The sequence below is a fragment of the Vibrio sp. 10N.222.55.A1 genome, assembly GCF_041473835.1.
GTDB lineage: Bacteria > Pseudomonadota > Gammaproteobacteria > Enterobacterales > Vibrionaceae > Vibrio > Vibrio crassostreae_C.
In genome coordinates this window covers 17326-37660 of sequence record NZ_JBFRSX010000020.1, presented here as the reverse complement: position 1 = coordinate 37660, position 20335 = coordinate 17326, and the positions used below count along the sequence as shown (strand labels likewise).

Here is a 20335-nt window from a genome sequence, read left to right as displayed (position 1 = left end):
AAATTAGTAAACTAGTACTGCGCGACGGTTTTTAGCGTACACATCTTCAGATTGACCTAGAAGAAGTGGCTTCTCTTCACCGTAGCTTACGATAGAGATTTGGTCAGCTTGAACACCTAGAGCTTGTAGGTATTTCGCTACAGCTTGTGCACGACGCTCGCCAAGTGCGATGTTGTACTCAGGAGTACCGCGCTCATCAGCGTGACCTTCGATAGTAACGTTCATGTCAACGTTCTTAACTAGGTATGCTGCGTGAGCTGCTAGCATTTCTTCGTAATCGCCAGCGATAGTAGAGTTATCGAATGCGAAGTAGATTGTTTGAGTTTCACGTAGCGCTTGCTCTTTAAGCTCTTGCTCAGACAGTTGACCGTTAGCGTCAATTGGCGTTACAACAGTTGTGTCTACATTGCCTTCTGAACCTGAAGTTGTTTGGTTGCTTTCAGTACCAGATGTTGCAGATGTTGCTTCATCAGTTGAGCTACATGCCGTTACTGCCATCACTGGTAGTGCAATCATCAAGCCTTTAAGAACTTTGTTAAGTTGCATCTTTTTTTCCTTACGTTATCAAACTTAGTTTCTACAGCGACTAAGAGTGCTATAGATAGTTAAATGCCACAATAGTTAACACTATCAATAGCTAAAAGAATATGTAATTTCCCTAGAGGAACGGTGACCATGCAGGCGCTCTTACGCGTCCGCTAGTTGCCGGTAATCTAGCTTTAAAACGTCCATCGATAGAAACCATCGATAGTACATTTGTTTTGTTGTAAATAGAGCTATAGATAACCATACCTCCATTCGGTGCAATACTTGGAGACTCATCTAACAATGTTTTTGTTAGTACCTGAACCGCACCGGTTTCCAAATCTTGCTTAGCCAAGTTAAAACCTGAGTTGCTGCGATTCACCATGATCATGAATCGACCATCAGGAGTGATCTGGCCACCTAAGTTTTGGCTACCTTGCCAAGTAATACGAGAAGTCGAATTATTGGACAAATTTACATTATAAATCTGTGGTTTACCACCACGATCCGATGTGAAAATAAGAGACTTGCCATCTGGGTGCCAGAATGGTTCAGTATTATTCGAACGGCCGCGGGTAATTTGAGTCAGCTTACGGCTAGCAAGGTCAAGTGTGTACACCTGAAGGCTGCCCGTTTTCGACAATACCAATGCCAATGTTTTACCATCTGGCGAGAATCTTGGCGCACCATTGTGACGAGGGTATGACGTCACTTTCTCACGTTCACCCGTGTAAATATTCATGATGAATATTTCAGCTTGGCCATTCTGGAAGCTCACATAAGCTAGCTTTTTGCCGTCTGGTGACCATGCTGGAGACATGAGAGGCTGCTTAGAACGAAGTACTAAACGCTCGTTAAAGCCATCGTAGTCAGCAACACGAAGTTGATACGGGTACTTGTCTTTATCGTTCACTACCACGTAAGAGATACGAGTTAAGAACGCGCCTTTCTCACCAGTTAGCTCTTCATACACTAGGTCTGAGATACGGTGTGCGTACTCTCTCAAGCGATTACCAGGAACCGTAGCCTTCTTATTGAATAGAACGTGATCTTTAGAAAGCACTAATTGGCCTTCATCACTCAGCGCACGACTTTGTCCTTTGGTCAGTTGACCACGAACAATATCGATCAATTGGTAATTCACCACATACTGCCCTTCGGCATTTTTAGTGATACTACCGGTAAGCAATGAGTCAACACCTAGGTTAGTCCAAGCATCAAAGTTAACCTCAGTTTCGCTGTAAGGCGTTTGAGGCATTTTGCTTGTCGCAACTGGGCTGAATTTACCACTGCGCTGTAAGTCAGAAGCGATAACCGCTGATACATCGTGTGGCAATGGCTCTGAGCCTTCCCAACGGAAAGGTACAATAGCGATAGGTCTTGCAGAGTTAATACCGTCTGTAATAACCAGCTCCAGCGCTGCATGTGCAAACTGGCTGCTTGTAGCTATTAAGAAAACAAAACTCAGTAATAGTTTCTTTAACACAAGTTCGTCCTTTTACTCTGGTGATACAGTTAAGTTAATGTCTTTCAGTGAGTTCACAATGTCTGGGTCTTTAGGCAACGGGTAAGATTGTACTTGTGCCACCGCACGCTTGGTTGCTGCACATAAACGGCTATCGCCATCTAAGATACTCAAACTACCCAATATCGCGTTAGAGCCCGTTGGAATCAGCTTAAGGTTCACTCGACATGAGCGTCCTCGATAGCTGTCTTCTAACAACAGGTTCTGTTGAATCAGTTGGGTATAGATAGCCCCGTAACGTTGCGCTTCATCAGTGATAAATTGTTGTCTTGCTGAAGAGTTTTGAGTCGCTTCCGTTTCAAGCCCAGCAAAGATATCGTTCAATGCGGCTTCTTGTTGTTTACGCTCTTTTTCTGCTTTTGCTGCAGCTTCTTTTGCCTTACGGGCTTTCTCTGCTGCGGCTGCCGCTTCTTTCTCTTTCGCTATGCGTTGCTTTTCCGCGAGTTCAGCGGCTTCTTTCTCTTTACGAGCTTTGTCTGCTGCCTCTTTCGCTGCTTTTTCTTTTGCCACGCGTTCTTGTTCAGCTTTTGCGATTGCCGCTTCTTTGGCTTTACGCTCGTTCTCGGCTTTCACTAACGCAGCTTCTTTTAGCTTACGGTCAGCTTCGGCTTTAGCGGCTTTCTTTTGCTCTTGCTGTAAACGCGCTTCTTCAGCTTTGCGTTGTTTCTCTTTCTCAACTCGACGCTTTTCAGCTTCACGAGTTGCTTTAGCTTCTTTCACTTGCTGTTCTTTTAGCTTGCGAATATTTTCTTCTTCAGCTTTACGATTCTTTTCAAGTCGTTCGCTTTCACGTCTTAGTTTGTCAAGACGCTCTTGCTCTTTCTTGCTTGCCGCTTCTCTTTGTTGACGAATCTGTTGAGCTTGCTGGCGAACCAACTGAGGATCAATCACCACTGCTTGAACCATCTGCCCTGTAGGCTTTGGCTCTGACATCGTGAAATCCGCCCCCCAAATGAGCGCAACGAATAAAATGACGTGCAGCCCAAGAGAAATAAGAAGCGGTGATCTGAAATTATTGGATTTTTTATTATTCGCTTTCATGAATGCTACGGAGCTATTCCCTTATATCCGTTAAAAGGCCAACCTTTGGCACACCTGCACGGCTTAATTCATCAAGTAATAAAACCACTTCAGCGTATGGCGTTGCGGCATCACCACCAACCGCCACTGGAGAGTTTGGCTTCAGAGACAACTCGGCTTTCACACGGACGATAATATCTTCCATTGATAAGCCACGCTGTACTTCTTCGTCATTAACGCTCAAGCCAAGTTCACCGTCTTTGTTCACTTCAACGATGATGAAACTTGCATTGTCGTCACCCAGTAGGTCTTGTGCCGATTTAGCCGTTGAAGCCTGAGGCAATTCAACGTCAACGCCTTGAGTAACAAACGGCGAAGTCACCATAAAAATGATCAGCAAAACAAGCATAACGTCGATGTAAGGTACAACGTTAATCTCTGCTGTCATTTTGCGTTTTTTAGGTTGGTATCCAGCCATCTATTATTCCCTGCCAGCCATCGCTTGACGGTGAAGGATACTGTGAAACTCTTCAGAGAAAGTCGCGTAGTTGTGTTCTAGCTTGCCTACTCGGCTGCTGAAGCGGTTGTACGCCATTACCGCTGGAATCGCAGCGAATAGACCCATTGCTGTTGCGATCAGTGCTTCTGCAATACCAGGAGCAACCATTGCGAGCGTCGCTTGCTTCACTTCACCTAATGCGATGAATGAGTGCATGATGCCCCAAACCGTACCAAATAGGCCGATGTATGGGCTGATAGAGCCAACGGTCGCCAAGAAAGGTAAGTTAGTTTCTAGTTCATCAACCTCACGAGCAACGGCAACGCGCATCGCACGGCCAGTGCCTTCCATAATGAAGTCAGGTGATGTTGCATTCGATTTACGAAGGCGAGCGAACTCAGTAAAGCCTGCGTAGAAAATTTCTTCAGTACCAGAAAGCTCGTCTTTGCGTTTGTTGCTCTCTTGGTACAGTTTTGCAAGATCAACGCCTGACCAAAATTTGTCTTCAAACACTTCTGTTTGTTTAGAAGCTTGAGATAACACTTTACTTCTTTTTATGATCATCGCCCAAGAAACAACAGACATGCCCATAAGAGTCAGCATGACCATCTTAACTAGTAAACTAGCTTCTAAAATTAGGCCTAAGATTGAGATTTCAGCAGTCACTATTCGTTAGCTCCGTGAGAATAAATGTTGGCATTGCTTTGGGTTTCATTTTTTGATTATCGATACATGCTACCTTAACCATTGCTTTACACAATGCCTTGCCATCAGGATTTACGATCTCTTGACAGAAGACCAAGGTAGCTCGCTTCAACTCGTAAATATTTGTAATGACTTGTAAAGAATCATCAAGACGCGCGCCTTGAATAAAATCAATGTCCATATGTCGGACTACAAAACCGATGTTTTGTTCTAACAATACTTGCTGAGAAACGCCAATTGAGCGCAACATCTCAGTTCGAGCGCGTTCGAAAAACTTAAGATAGTTTGAATGGTATACAACGCCACCCGCATCGGTGTCTTCGTAATACACAGTCACTGGCCACGTAAATAGCTTAGATAATCCCTGCAATTTGCTACCACAATCCAAAACGATAAAGATCTCACTATAACCTAACTCCTTATCATTAATAGTATATCGCTGTGAATTTTTTGATTTGAGAGACGAAAAAAAAGGCCATCTGTATAAGATGACCTCTTTTTGGCTAAAAACCCAACAAGTATAAAGGCTCACGTTGTTATGAACCTAAATCCTTTGCCTTTTATAGAAGGCGCAGCACCGTTAGGTAGAGCAAAATTGTGAGTGAAACATATGGGCTAAACAGTAGCTGCCACATCCAAGCTCTTGGCTTAAATCCGATACCGTAAACCATGCTTGAGCATACTGCCCAAATAAACATTGGTCCGATGATCGCGTTAAAGCCACCGATGCTTGTCGCATACGCTTCAGGATCCCACATCACTAAACCCACATGCATGAAACCCAATACTAGGGCTAAGGCTCTAAACAGAGTCTTATCCATTGGTTGATGCAGCTTAGCGATTTGCTCTGCGAGATTACTCACTGTCTTTGTCCATCATTTCTGAATGCTCTAGCCATAGAGCATTGATGATGCCGAATGCACATGCTAGAAGTACACCCAAAATCCATGCGAAATACCACATAAAATTTCTCCTAAGTTATTTAACTTCTAGCTTAGTAAGCTGAAACGTCGTTATCTTCGATGTGTTTCTTATCTAGACGACCGAACATTTTGTAGTATGTCCAAGTTGTGTAGCCAAGAATCACAGGAACCATTACCGCCGCAACGACAGTCATAAGACCAAGCGTTAGCTCACTCGCTGTTGAATCCCACATAGTCAAGCTTTGGTTAGGGTTCAGGCTTGATGGCATTACGAATGGGAACATTGCAAAACCAGCCGTTAGAATAACACCAGCGTTCGATAGGCTTGAGAACAAGAATGCGAAACCACCACGCTCAAAGCGAGATGCAATCACAGCAAGCAGTGGCATTGCTACACCAAGGATCGGCGCAGCCCACATTGCTGGATAAGTTTCGAAGTTTGTCATCCAAGCACCCACTTGAAGTGATACTTCTTTGTTTAGTGGGTTTGAGTCAGCAAACGTATCGATAGTGCTCGTAATTACATAGCCTTCGATAGATTGAACCCAGAAACCACCAATAACGAATAGAGCAATAGCAATTAGGCCAGTGATCTGAGCAACGTTACGAGCACGAGCGTGCAGCGCTTCTGTTGTCTTCATTTGAAGCCATGTTGCACCTTGCATCACGAACAACATCAGAGCCAACACACCACAAAGCAATGCAAATGGGTTAAGCAGAGCGAAGAACGTACCATGGTACTTAGACATCATAAATTCGTTCAGTTCAAATGGAACACCTTGTAGTAGGTTACCAAATGCCACACCGAAAATGATTGGTGGTACTGCGCCACTAAAGCAAAGTGCGTAGTCCCAAGTTTTGCGCCATTTTGGATCTTCGATCTTTGAACGGTAGTCAAGAGCAAGTGGACGTAACCAAAGTGCAGCTAGCGTTACGTACATTGCGAAGTAAAAACCAGAGAAAGACGTCGCGTAAACCAGTGGCCATGCAGCAAACAATGCACCACCCGCAGTGATAAGCCAAACTTGGTTACCATCCCAGTGAGGGGCAATCGTGTTTAGCATAATACGACGTTCAGTGTCGCTCTTACCGATAACAGGTGACAGAGCGGCAACACCCATATCAAAGCCATCAGTTACGGCGAAACCAACCAGTAGAACACCGATCAATACCCACCAAATAAGTCGTAAGCTTTCGTAATCAAACATAATATTCCCTCACTTATACTTCAACTGAACGGCTAACTTTGTCTTCAACAGAGTTATCGTTTTGTTCGAAGTGGTAACGGCCTGTCTTCAAGCTACTTGGACCTTTACGTGCGAATTTCAGCATTAGGTAAACTTCAGCAATCAAGAACACTGTGTAAAGTGCCAGGATAGCGAATAGAGAAGTCCAAAGCTGTTCAATAGTCAGTGCTGATGCAGCAACGTTAACCGGTAGGATTTCACCAACCGCCCATGGTTGACGACCAAACTCAGCAACGAACCAACCTGCTTCAATCGCAATCCAAGGAAGTGGGATTGAGAATAGCGCAGCTTTAAGTACCCATGGTTTCTGTTCGATTTTCTGACGACACGTTTGAACAAACGCAGCACCGAATACAAACAGCATGATGAAGCCACAAGCAACCATCAGACGGAATGACCAGAATAGAGGCCAAACTGTTGGGATAGAATCATCCGCAGCCATTTGGATTTGGTCTTCAGTTGCATCAACAACGTCGTCTGTGTAGCGCTTAAGAAGCAAGCCGTAACCTAGGTCACCTTTCACTTCGTCGAACGCAGCCATGTTTTCTTCAGACTTATCGCCTGCACGTAGCTTTTCAAGCAGCTCGTACGCGTACATACCAGTACGGATACGATCAACGTGGTCATCACGTAGGTCACGTAGGCCCGTTACTTCAGTATCAAGCGAACGCGTTGCGATGATACCCATTACGTAAGGAATTTTAATTGCGTAGTCAGTATTCATTGTCTCTTGGTTCGGAATACCAAAAACAGTAAATGCTGCTGGTGCTTCTTCAGTGTGCCATTCCGCTTCTACAGCAGCGAGCTTCACTTTTTGAACTTCACCAAGCTCGTAACCAGATTCATCACCTAGTACGATTACTGACAAGATCGCCGCCATACCGAAAGACGCTGCAATCGCGAAAGAACGACGAGCAAAGGCAAGGTCACGACCTTTAAGAATGTAGTATGAGCTGATACCAAGGATGAACATTGCACCCGTTGTGTAACCAGACGCTACTGTGTGTACGAATTTAACTTGTGCTACTGGGTTTAGTACAACTTCAGCGAAGCTCACCATTTCCATACGCATAGTTTCAAAGTTAAATTCCGCACCCACTGGGTTTTGCATCCAGCCGTTTGCTACCAAGATCCAAAGCGCAGAGAAGTTAGAGCCAAGTGCTACTAACCAAGTTACCGCTAAGTGCTGACGCTTTGACAGTCTGTCCCAACCGAAGAAGAATAGGCCAACAAAAGTAGACTCTAGGAAGAATGCAACAAGCGCTTCGATAGCTAGCGGAGCACCAAAAATGTCGCCAACATAGTGAGAATAGTAAGACCAGTTAGTACCAAACTGGAACTCCATGGTTAAGCCTGTCGCTACACCAAGAGCAAAGTTAATACCAAACAATTTACCCCAGAACTTGGTCATGTCCTTGTAAATTTGCTTGCCAGTCATTACATAAACTGACTCCATAATGGCAAGTAGAAATGCCATACCTAAAGTCAGTGGAACAAATAGGAAGTGATACATCGCTGTAAATGCAAACTGCAATCGCGACAGATCAACAACATCAATCATGGTAACTCCTTTGTGTCGGCTGAATGACACTTGTGTGATTATTCACCGCAAAAATCCATGTTAAAACAATTTGTGTAATTGTTATTACAAGTTGAAATTTGTAGCAAAAACGTACCGTTATAGTTAGATTATTGTTAAGCATGAGCTAATATAGCTGGCGCTAATATTACTGGTAAAATCAGTATGTTTCAAAAGGTTTATGGGAGAACCCTGCGTTGATTTGTATCAAATTTATTCGAGCAAATTAGAGTTATTTTTGTACAATTATGATTAAAATCACACCAATTATGCTTGTCTTAATAACAGCGCATGATATCTGTGACAAATGCTCAGCACCGCCTCAACATCCGAATTACAACTACCTATAAAGTATTAACAAAAAATATGACAACTTATTTCATTTCCTGTTATCTAAATCAAACCTGAAATCAAAGTTTCCATTTTTGAAGCTCCCTTTTCGATCTTTTTATCGACTCGCTCAAAGAGTTGTTATTCAGTAAAAAGCAAAAAACCCCAGCGCTTATGCAACTGGGATCTTTAAAAATGAATAATTTAACGATTGGAGGGTTTATCTATTCCAAAGTGTAAATACGCTCTGTCGGTCGCGATTCGACCTCTTGGCGTCCTTTGTAGGTAACCTTGTTGAATCAAGTAAGGTTCTAACACATCTTCAATAGTGTCTCTCTCTTCACCAATCGCGGCAGCCATGTTGTCGATACCTACCGGACCACCACCAAACTTCTCCATAATCGCCAGCAGAAGCTTTCTATCCATGTAGTCGAAACCTTTAGCATCGACATCCAACATGTTTAGCGCTTTGTCAGCAACCTCCGGACAAATATGCCCGTCGCCTTTTACTTCCGCATAATCACGAACACGGCGCAGTAGACGGTTAGCAATACGTGGCGTACCACGAGCTCGGCGAGCAACTTCTAGCGCCCCTTCGGACTCCATAGAAAGACCAAGGCAATCTGCACTGCGCTGAACGATGTTTTGTAGATCTTCAACCTTGTAGTACTCAAGACGCTGAGTAATACCAAAACGGTCACGTAACGGCGATGTCAGTGAGCCAGCACGAGTGGTTGCGCCAATCAAAGTAAAAGGAGGAAGGTCAATCTTGATAGAGCGTGCCGCTGGGCCTTCACCAATCATGATATCTAATTGGTAGTCTTCCATTGCAGGGTACAACACCTCTTCAACCACAGGGCTTAAACGGTGAATCTCATCAATGAACAGGACATCATTTTCTTCGAGATTGGTCAGTAACGCCGCTAGGTCGCCTGCTTTTTCTAGAACAGGGCCTGAAGTCGTACGAATGTTGACATCCATCTCATTGGCAACAATGTTCGCCAACGTGGTTTTACCCAAGCCTGGAGGGCCAAATATCAACAGATGGTCGAGCGCCTCGTTACGCAGTTGTGCCGCTTTGATGAAAATCTCCATCTGGCCACGAACGTGATCCTGACCTTGATAGTCAGCCAGTGCTTTAGGGCGTATTGCACGATCAATGACATCTTCATCTTTGAATACTGGGTTATCCGGTGCAATAAGGCGATCGGCTTCAATCATAAATTCTGCTATTCCTAACTATGCTCTTGTTGACTCTGCGCTTCTTGACTCTGTGTAAAGGCAAAGTGAATGAGTCTATTTTGTCGAACAAGTATATTGGGTATTAAACCATCGATTTCAGAGCTTCGCGAATCAACCGTTCGCTGGTCATGCCATCTTTAGCCACTTGAGAAACCACCTTGGAAGCTTGAGTCGGCTTGTAGCCTAATGCAAGTAGCGCACTTACCGCTTCTTCTTCCGCGTCGTGAACGGTTGGCATAGAATCAATCGGAGCTGCATCTGTCGCTGGAGTAAACAAGTCACCCGCGCCCCACCCTTTCAGGCGGTCTTTCATTTCAACAACCAGACGTTCAGCGGTTTTCTTACCCACACCCGGAAGTTTAACCAGCGTCGAGATGTCTTCACGCTCAACACTCTGCACAAATTGACTAGCTGTCATGCCTGAAAGAATGCCAAGGCCAAGCTTAGGGCCCACACCGTTTGCTTTGATAACTTCACGGAACAGCGCACGCTCTTTAACCGTGTTAAAACCATAAAGTAGCTGCGCATCTTCACGTACAACAAAGTGCGTGTAGATGATTGCCTCTTCGCCCACGTTTGGTAATTCATAAAAACAGCTCATTGGCATTTGAACTTCATAGCCAACGCCACTCACTTCGATTAGTAATTCTGGTGGCTGTTTTTCTATTAATGTACCGCGTAGACGTCCGATCACAATTCACTCTCTTGATGGAATATAATTTGAGGGACAGAATATAAAAGAACTGGATGCTTATCCAGTTCTTTGTGTTTATTAGGATGATTTATTTAAGCTTGCTTAGCTTGGGAAACCACGCTGTTTAAGCTTTCGACCAGTTCTTTTACTGAGGTGACATGCCCGGTCAGTTCAGAACCATAATTAGCGACTAAACTTGACACGGATTTGGTTTCTGCAACGCTCTGCGCCACTTCTGAACTGGCGAGATCGAGTTCTTTCAATGAGCTCATCTGCATCGCCATAATATTGGTGAGCTGATTAACATCGGTCGAGATGGTTTGCACCTCAGAGATAATGCCGTTCATTTCATTGGCCGTAGTTTCAATGATGGCTCTGCCATGTTCCACTTCTTCTTTACTTCGGTCTAATAAGGTTCGAATTTCTATCGCGGAATGGCTGCTTTTCGCCGATAGCTCTCTCACTTGGTCTGCAACTACCGCAAAACCTCGTCCTTGCTCACCGGCACGAGCCGCTTCTATAGCTGCATTGAGTGCTAATAGGTTGGTTTGCTCGGCAACCGAGGTAATCAAATCAGCGACTTTCATGATTTCTTGATTACTTTGAATGATCTGGCTGATTGCACTGGTTGAGGCTTCTAGTGATTCTGAGCTCTTTTGCGCTTTCATTCCGACCGCTTCGCTGCGCTCTTTTAGCTCACCCACAAATGAATTAGATTCTTCGATGCCTTGAGTCATTTGATGCAGTTGTTGGCTCATCTGTTCTGCTGCACTCGCCTGAGATTCGCAATTGATGTTCAACACTTCAACTTGAGCATGCAGGTCTTGAGACTGCTGATCTAAATGGACAGATACGCCCTGTAAGCTTTCAGAGTTTGAGTTAGCTTGGTCTAGGACAATAGAAAGTCGACCTTCACTTTGCGTCGCTTGATTGGCAATCTGTTGGCTTTCCGAGATCGCATCTTCTGCCATTTCAATTGCCACCTCTTTTTGCTTAGCGGTAAACGCTTGAGCAATGCAAATCACCACCAGCGGCATGATCACACCAGACCATGTTTCAACCACCACCGCTTCCGGAGTAAGTACTAACTGCGGAAATTCAAAGCCATCAAGATGAGCTGAAGTCATCACCAAAGAAACGCCAATCACTAACCCACTCCATACAAGGGCGACAATTCGAGTTCCCGACAAGAAAAAAGCGACCACTAGCAAAGGCACCCAATAAGCCTGTGTTGACGCCACCACACCACCGCTTTGGTAGATGATGTTCAACGCGTGTACTGCCATCCCGACAAAACCAAAGCTAAGTGCAAGGCTGGGTTTACTGGTAACACGCAACAGCAGTGCGGAGATCAGTTCAAACACGATAAGGAATACAGATGTGGTGATCAGAAGTTGCTCTTCGTGCTTTGTCCATTTAATTAAGCTGTAGACACCCACAAAGAAGGCGATAAAGGTAAAGAGTAATAAGATATCGGCTTGTCTGACTTGGTTGTTACTCCACCCATTACTTTTGGGTAGAAACAACGCGCGCCACAGCTTGATAGGGTTCATCAGTGATCATCCTTGATTAACTTGTTAGACCTCTGACCGATGTTAATAACATGTTAAATGATGCGCAATGTTATTATTTGGTTTGTGTTCGAAAGATCTCATTTCATCAAGGATTTAGGGGCGTATTGTTTTGAACTGAGCCAAACGAGGCGTAAGGCTCATGTAATGCAAGCTATTAGAAAATAGAGGGATGGGATTAACGGTAGCGCCCTTTTCTCGCGCCTGTCGCTTTACCAGCAAGAGCTACCAAAGTTTTATTGGTGTTGGCGTGAGTGATCGCTACGCCTAGAGCATCGGCAGCATCGGCCTGTGGTTTAGCGGGTAACTTAAGCATGCTCATCACCATGTTCTGAACCATCGACTTATCTGCACCACCATTGCCTGTCACCGCTTGTTTGATTAGACGAGCCGCATATTCATGAACGGGGAGATCAGCATTTACCGCTGCCACTATCGCACTGCCACGCGCTTGTCCCAGCTTAAGTGCAGAATCCGCATTCTTCGCCATGAAGACCTGTTCTATCGCAAACACATCCGGTTGAAACTGAGTGATGATTTCGCTCACACCGGCGTAGATTTGTTTGAGTCGGCCCGGCAGTTCTTTTTCAGAGGTGCGAATACAACCGCTACCTAAGTAATATAGATGGCGACCATTTTGACGAATCACGCCATAGCCGGTAATACGCGAGCCAGGGTCAATTCCTAAGATAATAGACATAACTTCAATACTGATTATTTATACATGCTTTATGAGCTTAGTATATCGAACGCAAAAAAAAATGCCCGTCAAATTAACGGGCATTCTCTAATTTACTGGCAAGTCTTGGCTAATTAATTGAGAGCTCTCTATCAACTAGGATCTCTTCATCAACAAGAAAAGATAACAGGCTTACGCTTGCTCTTTTTTCTCTGCCAATTTAACTGCGATTGCTAGCTCTTCCAGTGATGCTGGGTTCGCTAGGCTTGGCGCGTCTGTCAGTAGACATGCTGCAGCTGTTGTTTTCGGAAATGCGATAACGTCACGGATGTTCTCAGTACCACAAAGCAGCATTGCTAGACGGTCAAGACCGAATGCTAGACCAGCGTGCGGTGGCGTGCCGTACTTAAGCGCTTCAAGTAGGAAGCCGAACTTCTCTTGTTGCTCTTGTGCTTCGATACCTAGGATACCAAATACCGCTGTTTGCATTTCTGCGTTGTGGATACGTACAGAACCGCCGCCTACTTCGTAGCCGTTGATTACCATGTCGTATGCATCAGAATTTGCTGCTGCTGGGTTCGCTTTTAGCTCTTCCGCGTTCACACCTAGTGGTGATGTGAATGGGTGGTGCATTGCGTGTAGGTTACCTTCGCCGTCTTCTTCGAACATTGGGAAGTCAACAACCCACAGTGGAGCCCATGCAGATGTGTCTGTTAGCTCTAGATCCGTACCTAGTTTAAGACGAAGTGCGCCCATTGCTTCAGCAACGATGCCCGCTTTGTCTGCGCCGAACAGAATGATATCGCCAGATTCAGCTTGAGTACGATCTAGAATACCGTTGATTACGTCTTCGCTTAGGAATTTAGCAACTGGAGATTGAATACCTTCCATGCCTGCAGCACGGTCGTTAACCTTCATCCAAGCTAGGCCTTTCGCGCCGTAGATGTTTACGTGTTCAGCGTAGCCGTCGATTTGCTTACGAGTTAGCTTAGCACCACCTGGAACACGGATAACTGCTACGCGACCTTTTTCGTCGTTAGCTGGGCCAGAGAATACCTTGAATTCAACATCTTTAACCAAGTCAGCAACGTCCACTAGCTCTAGTGGGTTACGTAGATCTGGCTTATCAGAACCGAAACGACGAATCGCTTCAGAGAAAGGCATTACTGGGAATTGACCTAGTTCAACATCTAGAAGTTCTTTCCACATATCGTGAACAAGCTTCTCAGTCACGTTACGTACTTCTTGAGAAGTCATGAAAGATGTTTCGATATCGATTTGAGTAAATTCAGGCTGACGGTCAGCACGTAAATCTTCATCACGGAAACATTTAACGATTTGGTAGTAACGGTCAAAACCAGACATCATCAGCAGTTGCTTGAAAAGCTGAGGAGATTGAGGAAGTGCGTAGAAGCTACCTTTGTGAACACGGCTTGGTACTAGGTAGTCACGAGCACCTTCTGGTGTCGCTTTCGTTAGTACTGGCGTTTCGATGTCTAGGAATAAGTTCTCATCTAGGAAACGACGAACGAAGCTAGAAGCACGTGCACGAAGCTTAATACGGTCGCTCATTTCTGGACGACGAAGATCGATGTAACGGTACTTAAGACGCTGCTCTTCAGAGTTCGTTTGGTTGAAGTCTAGTGGAAGCGCTTCTGAACGGTTAATGATCTCTAGACCCGTCGCGTAAAGTTCTACTTCACCAGTAGCCATGTCTTTATTTACTTGGCTGTCCGGACGAACTCGTACTTCACCAGTAAACTTGATACAGAATTCATTACGCAGTTGGTTAGCGATCGGGAAGATATCTTTCATATCTGGATCGACAACAACCTGAACGATGCCTTCACGATCACGCATATCAATAAAGATAAGACCGCCTAAATCACGGCGACGGTTTACCCAGCCGCACAATTCTACAGTTTGTCCCGCCAGGGACTTGTTCAGGTTACCACAGTAATGGGTACGCATAATGAATTTCCCAATCTCTTAATTATTTACTAATTTCCAAGCTGTCAGTGGTCATTCCACACAACAGAGCAAAGGAACATTTATACGCGGAAACTCGCTTAAAATCGACCTTCCACATTCGAATTTATTGTGTTTTATCTGGCTTTGCTGCTTTTTAGCCCATCAAGTGCGCAAAGATTCATCAAAACCGAAAAAATTGCGATAATTATATCTCGAAAGTACCTTAATCAGCAAAACTCTCGTAAAGTAGATTTTCGTTTCAACCCAAAAACTTTTTGTAATGACTGATGGCGTGATGGATAACGGTGTAATAGATGGATAATCGTGTAATAACAACAGAAACTTTACCTCTAAGACTTGGATTAACTATGTGGTCTCATTCTGAGTGGCAAAGTCAGTTCTACGGTAAAGGCACCAAGCCTGCCGAACGCTTGGAAAAATACACCCAAGTTTTCCATACCGTTGAGGGCAACACCACCTTTTACGCTACGCCAAGTATGTCTACCGTTCACAATTGGAAAGCCGCCAGTCACGATGATTTCAAGTTCACCTTCAAATTGCCCAAATTCATCACCCACCAGCAACAACTGAGACACTGCCAAGCCGAACTCAAAGAGTTCTTGATGACGATGTCGCCACTGCATGACCGTATTGGTCAATGGACGATTCAGCTGCCGCACAGTTTTGAGCCCAGCATGCTGCCTGCCCTACAAAAGTTTTGCACCTTATTCCCAAAAGATATGCAGCTTGGCGTCGAAGTTCGACACTTAGGTTTCTTTGATAAGGGCGATGCGGAAAAACGCTTCAACCAATGGCTGGTTGAGGAAGGCATCAATCGCATCATTATGGACAGCCGCCCCGTTTTCTCTGCGCCACCCACCACAGAAGCGGTGATCGATGCGCATCAGAAAAAACCGCGTGTTCCTGTTCATGCAATTGCTACCGCCAATAACCCGATGATTCGATTTATTGGTCACCCAGACCAAGAACCTAATATTGAGTTTTTTAAGCCTTGGTTTGCCAAAATCCCAAACTGGCTTAATGAAGGCAAGCAGCCCTATTTAATGATCCACACCCCAGACAATAACCACGCACCTGAACTTGCGATTGCTATTTATAAGAGGCTACAAAAGCAAGTCTCTGAAAATACATCATTATTACTGCCCGAACTGGCTCAGTTTCCAGCTCAAAAAGGCAATCACCAAATCTCGATGTTTTAACCTCTCACTTGTAAGTAGCTTCGAACCTTGAGCTAAATCTCAGTTTTCGTGACAGTGGCGTTTTTTTTACGTAAAATACGCCCCCTTTTATTTGGTACGAATTTTGTGCCAATTACGCTGACTGTCGAGAGAAAATGCTATGAGCAACACAGACAATATCTTTTCCGCTCCTATTGATAAAATTGGAGACTTCACCTTTGATGCAAGGGTTGCTGAAGTATTTCCGGATATGATTCAACGTTCGGTGCCTGGCTATAGCAATATCATCTCTGCAATCGGCATGCTGGCTGAGCGCTTTGTAAAGCCACACTCAAATATTTACGACCTTGGCTGCTCGCTTGGTGCTGCGACACTTTCTATGCGTCGTCACATTCAGCAAGAAGGCTGCACGATTTTCGCGATCGATAATTCAGAAGCCATGGTTGAGCGCTGCAAATTGCACGTTAATGCTTACCGCAGTGACACACCGGTAGAAGTGATTGAAGCCGACATCCGTGAAGTGGAAATCAAAGACGCTTCTGTTGTGGTGCTTAACTTTACGCTGCAATTTCTTTCTCCAGACGATCGATACGCTCTGCTTGAGAAAATTCATGCTGGCTTGCGCCCAGGCGGGATCTTAATCCTGTCAGAAAAATACGTATTCGAAGATGAAAGCTCAAATGAACTGCTTATCGACCTGCACCATGATTTCAAACGTGCTAACGGGTACAGCGAGCTAGAAGTAAGTCAGAAACGTAGCGCAATTGAAAACGTGATGCGCCCGGATTCGATCCCTGTTCACAGAGAGCGATTTGATAAGATTGGCTTCTCAAGCAGCGAAGTCTGGTTCCAATGTTTCAACTTTGGTTCAATGTTCGCGATAAAGTAAACATTTTAGATTACGTAACCGTCGCGACACCGTTAGCACGTACTAAAATGTCATCCTCAAGAGCGAGGAACAAACGAATTGGGGATCTCTTATCAAACACGATAAACGAGATTCCCTAGCATGTTTGTCCACACTCTTAATGAAGTGACAAATTTAATTTCTACACCACCAACTCAGTGAAAACCTATGTTTAATTTTGCCAATTTTTATCAACTTATTGCCCAAGATACTCGCCTTCAGCCGTGGCTAAATGTCCTGCCACAGCAACTGACCGATTGGCAAAATGCAGAGCACGGTGACTTTGACCGCTGGCTACGTGCACTAAACAAGATTCCACAAGACGTGCCAGATCAAGTTGACCTGAAAAATTCAGTGACGATTGGTAGTTCTACGCCATACCACACAGGCGAACTGAAAAAGCTAGAAAGCTTATTGAAGACTTTCCACCCGTGGAGAAAAGGTCCTTATACGGTTCACGACATCCATATCGATACAGAGTGGCGCAGTGACTGGAAATGGGATCGTGTGCTTCCACATATATCTCCATTAAAAAACCGTTCGGTTCTCGATGTAGGTTGTGGCAATGGTTACCACATGTGGCGCATGCTGGGTGAAGGTGCTCGCTTAACGGTTGGTATCGATCCTTCCCACCTATTCTTGGTTCAGTTTGAAGCAATTCGTAAGTTGATGGGCGATGACCAACGAGCTCACCTATTACCTCTAGGTATTGAGCAGCTCCCAAAGCTAGAAGCCTACGACACGGTATTCAGCATGGGCGTGCTTTACCATCGTCGTTCACCACTGGACCACTTGATTCAACTGAAAGACCAATTGGTGTCTGGCGGTGAACTGGTTCTTGAAACCTTGGTGATTGAAGGCGATGAGAACGCAGTATTAGTTCCGGTTGACCGTTACGCGCAAATGAGAAACGTCTACTTCTTCCCTTCAGCTCGCGCACTGAAACGCTGGCTAGAACAAGTTGGTTTTGAAGACGTACGAATCGTTGACGAAAATGTCACGACAATTGGTGAACAACGCACCACAGAATGGATGACACACAACTCTCTTCCAGATTACCTCGATCCGAACGATCCAAGTAAAACGGTTGAAGGTCACCCTGCACCGAGACGTGCGATTCTGGTAGCAACAAAGCCATAGATTTACTGCCCACAAAGCAGTGGCATATTGAGTAAATAAAGCACAAGCCTATTAAGGCAGCAAAACAATTGCTTGCATGGTCAAAAAGCCACTGTTAATTTCGCGGTGAACCTTGCTTCCTTAGCTTAAGAATTGAACAAAAATTGACTTGTGTTTAATAAGTGAGCTATTCCAAATAGCAATAATTGGCGTAGCGCTCACATTGCGATTCAATATGACCAGACTCTTACAATAGGATGCTTCACGCATCCTTTTTTGTGGGCTAAACTTCTAAATAGTCTGAACTATTCTCTAATTCTCAAAGGTTTTTTTATGTTTAAGCGATTATCGCCTATTGTGGCGGTTGGTTTGCTCTCTGGTTGTACTCTTACAAATGGTGCTACCTACCACCAAGAAACTCTCGACGCTATTTCCCGCTCAGAGACAAACATCGCAAATAAGGTTCAAAATCTTGAACTGCAACTAAGCAATCAAAGTGACTATATTGAAAGCTTAGAAGACGAAATTACTACCCTTTCTAGTCAATTAGATACCCATCTAACGAGCATGGAACACAAGGTTATTGAAGAGCTAGAGGAAGAGGAACCGGTCGCTATTGCCGTTGCTCCTATCGCTCCTATATCACAACCGACTATCCTTGGCGGCATCGAAAAAGTGTTTATCGACTCTATCAAGCAAAGCTTTGATGCTCGTGTTGATACAGGTGCAACCACCTCTTCTTTAAACGCTGTCGATATCAAAGAATTCGAACGTAACGGCAAGAACTGGGTTAAATTTCACCTAGACGACAAAGCCCAAGCTAAAGAAGACCAGAAATGGATTGAAGCGCCTGTTGTACGTTATGTAAAAATCCGTCAATCAACCAATGATCAAGCAGAACGTCGAGCTGTGATCGAATTATGGGTGAAAGTTGGAAAAATCCATGAAAAAGCGCAATTTACATTGGCGGATCGCTCTCAAATGAGTCACCCTGTGTTACTAGGGCGCGAATTTATCAAAGACATAGCGCTAGTAGATGTAAGTAAAAAGTACGTACAAACGGAAGTTAAATAACAATAGTAGGGTAAGCTATGACGTCAAGAATTCCATTTTATATCTCTATATTCCTGCTTATTGTGGCAGGTATAACACTGAGTATGTTCAGACATACGACCTACGGTGTACCTTGGACTCCAGGGGAAACCAGACAGGTTTGGGACGTTGAAGCTCGCATCGAGTTCAACGCAGTAGGCAAAGAAGCAAAAGTTTCCTTAGCGGCTCCTCATACTCAGTCTAACTACACACTTATCGGCGAATCGGCTTCATCGCCGGGTTACGGTATCTCTTACTTGAATACCGAATCAGGTCGCCGCGCAGAGTGGTCTATTCGATACGCAGATGGCCCTCAAACCATCTACTACAAAACACAATTCCTAGTCGACAACCAAGCAAAAGTTGATGCTATCGCACCAGAAGGTGAAGTCTCGCAACCAAGCTTCGACGGCCCTGAAGAAGCGGCTTCTCTTGCATTGATTGATAGAGCGACGAAACGTTCTGCAGACAATATCACTTTTACCCGTGAGCTCATCAAAACACTTAATGATCCAGACAGCCAAAACTCAGCGCTGATTCTGAACAACATGACCAAAGTGGAAGCGACACACAAGCTACTTTCAGCGGCGAAAATACACAACAAAGTGGTTGGTGTTATCGAGCTAGAAGATGGTCGTCGTCGTCAGTCGATTCAAAACATGATTCAGATCTGGGATAACGACGAGTGGGTTCTATTCTCTCCTGAATCAAGCGAACAACAAGTTCAACCAAACCTACTCATCTGGGACGAATCAAACGTTTCTCTACTGGATGTTGTTGGCGGTCAGAACAGTAAAGTTCACTTCTCTATGATTGCTCAAGAGGTTTCACCAACGGAAGCAACCAATAGTAAAGTCTCTGCTGATCAACTGTTAAACCTTTCAATTCACAGCCTACCGTTAGAAGAGCAAGCGATGTTTAAAACCATCATGCTGATTCCTATCGGTGCTCTGATTGTTGTGTTCCTACGTGTCATCATCGGCCTGAAAACGTCTGGTACGTTCATGCCAGTACTGATTGCGGTAGCCTTTGTACAAACACAACTGGTAACGGGTATTGTTGGCTTCCTGCTTATTGTAGGTACGGGTCTGATTATTCGAAGTTACTTGTCCAAACTCAACTTGCTCTTGGTAGCCAGGATATCCGCCGTAATCATCACGGTAATCATGATTATCTCTGTGTTTACTGTAGTCGCGTTTAAAGTGGGTCTGACTGAAGGTCTATCTATTACGTTCTTCCCTATGATTATCCTATCTTGGACTATCGAACGTATGTCTATCCTATGGGAAGAAGAAGGCGCGAAAGAAGTAATGCTGCAAGGTGGTGGTTCTCTATTCACTGCGGTTCTTGTTTACTTAGGCATGACTAACCCGTTCATTCAGCACTTAACGTTTAACTTTATTGGTTTACAACTTGTTATTCTAGCGACCATCTTGCTACTAGGTAACTACACAGGATACCGTCTAACCGAGCTTCGTCGCTTTAAACCGCTAGCGGAGGACTAAGTT

At 44.6% G+C, this 20335-nt stretch carries 20 protein-coding genes; 5 read left to right on the top strand and 15 right to left on the bottom strand.

Annotation, left to right across the window (positions count from 1 at the left end; translation table 11 throughout):
- Positions 1-3: 3 nt before the first annotated feature.
- The 15 genes from pal to aspS form a co-directional block, all read right to left on the bottom strand.
- A complete protein-coding gene (gene pal / locus AB4493_RS06095) occupies positions 4-546 on the bottom strand; it encodes a peptidoglycan-associated lipoprotein Pal (RefSeq protein ID WP_017062069.1) in 543 nt (180 codons plus the stop codon).
- Positions 547-658: 112 nt separating this feature from the next.
- Entirely contained in the window at positions 659-2011 is a 1353-nt protein-coding gene (tolB, locus tag AB4493_RS06090; protein ID WP_372154667.1) for a Tol-Pal system beta propeller repeat protein TolB, read from the bottom strand.
- A gap of 12 nt (positions 2012-2023) precedes the next feature.
- Positions 2024-3091: a cell envelope integrity protein TolA gene (gene tolA / locus AB4493_RS06085; RefSeq protein ID WP_372154666.1), complete on the bottom strand. Its 1068-nt coding sequence runs from the start codon at positions 3089-3091 to the stop codon at positions 2024-2026.
- Positions 3092-3104: 13 nt separating this feature from the next.
- A complete protein-coding gene (gene tolR, locus AB4493_RS06080) occupies positions 3105-3548 on the bottom strand; it encodes a protein TolR (RefSeq protein ID WP_017062072.1) in 444 nt (147 codons plus the stop codon).
- Between the two features lie 3 nt (positions 3549-3551).
- Positions 3552-4235 (bottom strand): protein TolQ, encoded by a 684-nt coding sequence (gene tolQ / locus AB4493_RS06075; RefSeq protein WP_017062073.1) that lies wholly within the window; start codon positions 4233-4235, stop codon positions 3552-3554.
- Positions 4225-4662, bottom strand: a complete 438-nt coding sequence (gene ybgC / locus AB4493_RS06070; protein WP_017062074.1) for a tol-pal system-associated acyl-CoA thioesterase — start codon at positions 4660-4662, stop codon at positions 4225-4227. Before ybgC ends, tolQ begins: the two co-directional genes overlap by 11 nt.
- 172 nt (positions 4663-4834) lie before the next feature.
- Positions 4835-5137, bottom strand: a complete 303-nt coding sequence (ybgE, locus tag AB4493_RS06065; protein WP_372154665.1) for a cyd operon protein YbgE — start codon at positions 5135-5137, stop codon at positions 4835-4837.
- Complete coding sequence (gene cydX / locus AB4493_RS06060; protein WP_000270284.1) at positions 5130-5237, bottom strand: cytochrome bd-I oxidase subunit CydX; 108 nt, start codon at positions 5235-5237, stop codon at positions 5130-5132. The genes ybgE and cydX overlap by 8 nt, the downstream gene beginning before the upstream one ends.
- A gap of 31 nt (positions 5238-5268) precedes the next feature.
- Entirely contained in the window at positions 5269-6405 is a 1137-nt protein-coding gene (gene cydB / locus AB4493_RS06055) for a cytochrome d ubiquinol oxidase subunit II (protein WP_017062076.1), read from the bottom strand.
- Positions 6406-6418: 13 nt separating this feature from the next.
- On the bottom strand, positions 6419-8005 hold the full coding sequence (gene cydA / locus AB4493_RS06050; RefSeq protein WP_017062077.1) for a cytochrome ubiquinol oxidase subunit I: 1587 nt from the start codon (positions 8003-8005) through the stop codon (positions 6419-6421).
- 552 nt (positions 8006-8557) lie between these two features.
- Positions 8558-9574 (bottom strand): Holliday junction branch migration DNA helicase RuvB, encoded by a 1017-nt coding sequence (gene ruvB / locus AB4493_RS06045; protein ID WP_017062078.1) that lies wholly within the window; start codon positions 9572-9574, stop codon positions 8558-8560.
- 103 nt (positions 9575-9677) lie between these two features.
- On the bottom strand, positions 9678-10289 hold the full coding sequence (gene ruvA, locus AB4493_RS06040; RefSeq protein WP_372154664.1) for a Holliday junction branch migration protein RuvA: 612 nt from the start codon (positions 10287-10289) through the stop codon (positions 9678-9680).
- Positions 10290-10381: 92 nt separating this feature from the next.
- Entirely contained in the window at positions 10382-11842 is a 1461-nt protein-coding gene (locus tag AB4493_RS06035; RefSeq protein WP_136973579.1) for a methyl-accepting chemotaxis protein, read from the bottom strand.
- A gap of 196 nt (positions 11843-12038) precedes the next feature.
- Entirely contained in the window at positions 12039-12560 is a 522-nt protein-coding gene (gene ruvC, locus AB4493_RS06030) for a crossover junction endodeoxyribonuclease RuvC (protein ID WP_004736470.1), read from the bottom strand.
- Between the two features lie 171 nt (positions 12561-12731).
- The gene (gene aspS, locus AB4493_RS06025; protein WP_017062081.1) at positions 12732-14510 is read right to left on the bottom strand and encodes an aspartate--tRNA ligase; all 1779 of its coding nucleotides are present in this window, start codon (positions 14508-14510) and stop codon (positions 12732-12734) included.
- 314 nt (positions 14511-14824) lie between these two features.
- Here aspS and AB4493_RS06020 point away from each other — a divergent pair, with 314 nt between their 5' ends.
- From AB4493_RS06020 to AB4493_RS06000, 5 genes are all read left to right on the top strand, one after another.
- Positions 14825-15730, top strand: a complete 906-nt coding sequence (locus AB4493_RS06020) for a DUF72 domain-containing protein (RefSeq protein ID WP_029235140.1) — start codon at positions 14825-14827, stop codon at positions 15728-15730.
- A gap of 139 nt (positions 15731-15869) precedes the next feature.
- Positions 15870-16598 (top strand): carboxy-S-adenosyl-L-methionine synthase CmoA, encoded by a 729-nt coding sequence (gene cmoA / locus AB4493_RS06015; RefSeq protein WP_017062083.1) that lies wholly within the window; start codon positions 15870-15872, stop codon positions 16596-16598.
- Between the two features lie 186 nt (positions 16599-16784).
- Complete coding sequence (gene cmoB, locus AB4493_RS06010) at positions 16785-17756, top strand: tRNA 5-methoxyuridine(34)/uridine 5-oxyacetic acid(34) synthase CmoB (RefSeq protein ID WP_017062084.1); 972 nt, start codon at positions 16785-16787, stop codon at positions 17754-17756.
- 312 nt (positions 17757-18068) lie between these two features.
- Positions 18069-18809, top strand: coding sequence for an ATP-dependent zinc protease (locus tag AB4493_RS06005; protein ID WP_017062085.1), 741 nt, complete (start codon positions 18069-18071; stop codon positions 18807-18809).
- Between the two features lie 17 nt (positions 18810-18826).
- Positions 18827-20332: an inactive transglutaminase family protein gene (locus AB4493_RS06000; protein ID WP_029235905.1), complete on the top strand. Its 1506-nt coding sequence runs from the start codon at positions 18827-18829 to the stop codon at positions 20330-20332.
- The last annotated feature ends 3 nt before the right edge of the window (positions 20333-20335 follow it).

Excerpts from the sequence above, each read along its gene's own strand:
- pal (WP_017062069.1), bottom strand. The coding sequence starts at position 546 with ATGCAACTTAACAAAGTTCTTAAAGGCTTGATGATTGCACTACCAGTG.
- tolA (WP_372154666.1), bottom strand. The coding sequence starts at position 3,091 with ATGAAAGCGAATAATAAAAAATCCAATAATTTCAGATCACCGCTTCTT.
- tolR (WP_017062072.1), bottom strand. The coding sequence starts at position 3,548 with ATGGCTGGATACCAACCTAAAAAACGCAAAATGACAGCAGAGATTAAC.
- cydX (WP_000270284.1), bottom strand. The coding sequence starts at position 5,237 with ATGTGGTATTTCGCATGGATTTTGGGTGTACTTCTAGCATGTGCATTC.
- cydB (WP_017062076.1), bottom strand. The coding sequence starts at position 6,405 with ATGTTTGATTACGAAAGCTTACGACTTATTTGGTGGGTATTGATCGGT.
- cydA (WP_017062077.1), bottom strand. The coding sequence starts at position 8,005 with ATGATTGATGTTGTTGATCTGTCGCGATTGCAGTTTGCATTTACAGCG.
- ruvB (WP_017062078.1), bottom strand. The coding sequence starts at position 9,574 with ATGATTGAAGCCGATCGCCTTATTGCACCGGATAACCCAGTATTCAAA.
- AB4493_RS06035 (WP_136973579.1), bottom strand. The coding sequence starts at position 11,842 with ATGAACCCTATCAAGCTGTGGCGCGCGTTGTTTCTACCCAAAAGTAAT.
- ruvC (WP_004736470.1), bottom strand. The coding sequence starts at position 12,560 with ATGTCTATTATCTTAGGAATTGACCCTGGCTCGCGTATTACCGGCTAT.
- aspS (WP_017062081.1), bottom strand. The coding sequence starts at position 14,510 with ATGCGTACCCATTACTGTGGTAACCTGAACAAGTCCCTGGCGGGACAA.
- AB4493_RS06020 (WP_029235140.1), top strand. The coding sequence starts at position 14,825 with ATGGATAATCGTGTAATAACAACAGAAACTTTACCTCTAAGACTTGGA.
- cmoA (WP_017062083.1), top strand. The coding sequence starts at position 15,870 with ATGAGCAACACAGACAATATCTTTTCCGCTCCTATTGATAAAATTGGA.
- cmoB (WP_017062084.1), top strand. The coding sequence starts at position 16,785 with ATGTTTAATTTTGCCAATTTTTATCAACTTATTGCCCAAGATACTCGC.
- AB4493_RS06005 (WP_017062085.1), top strand. The coding sequence starts at position 18,069 with ATGTTTAAGCGATTATCGCCTATTGTGGCGGTTGGTTTGCTCTCTGGT.
- AB4493_RS06000 (WP_029235905.1), top strand. The coding sequence starts at position 18,827 with ATGACGTCAAGAATTCCATTTTATATCTCTATATTCCTGCTTATTGTG.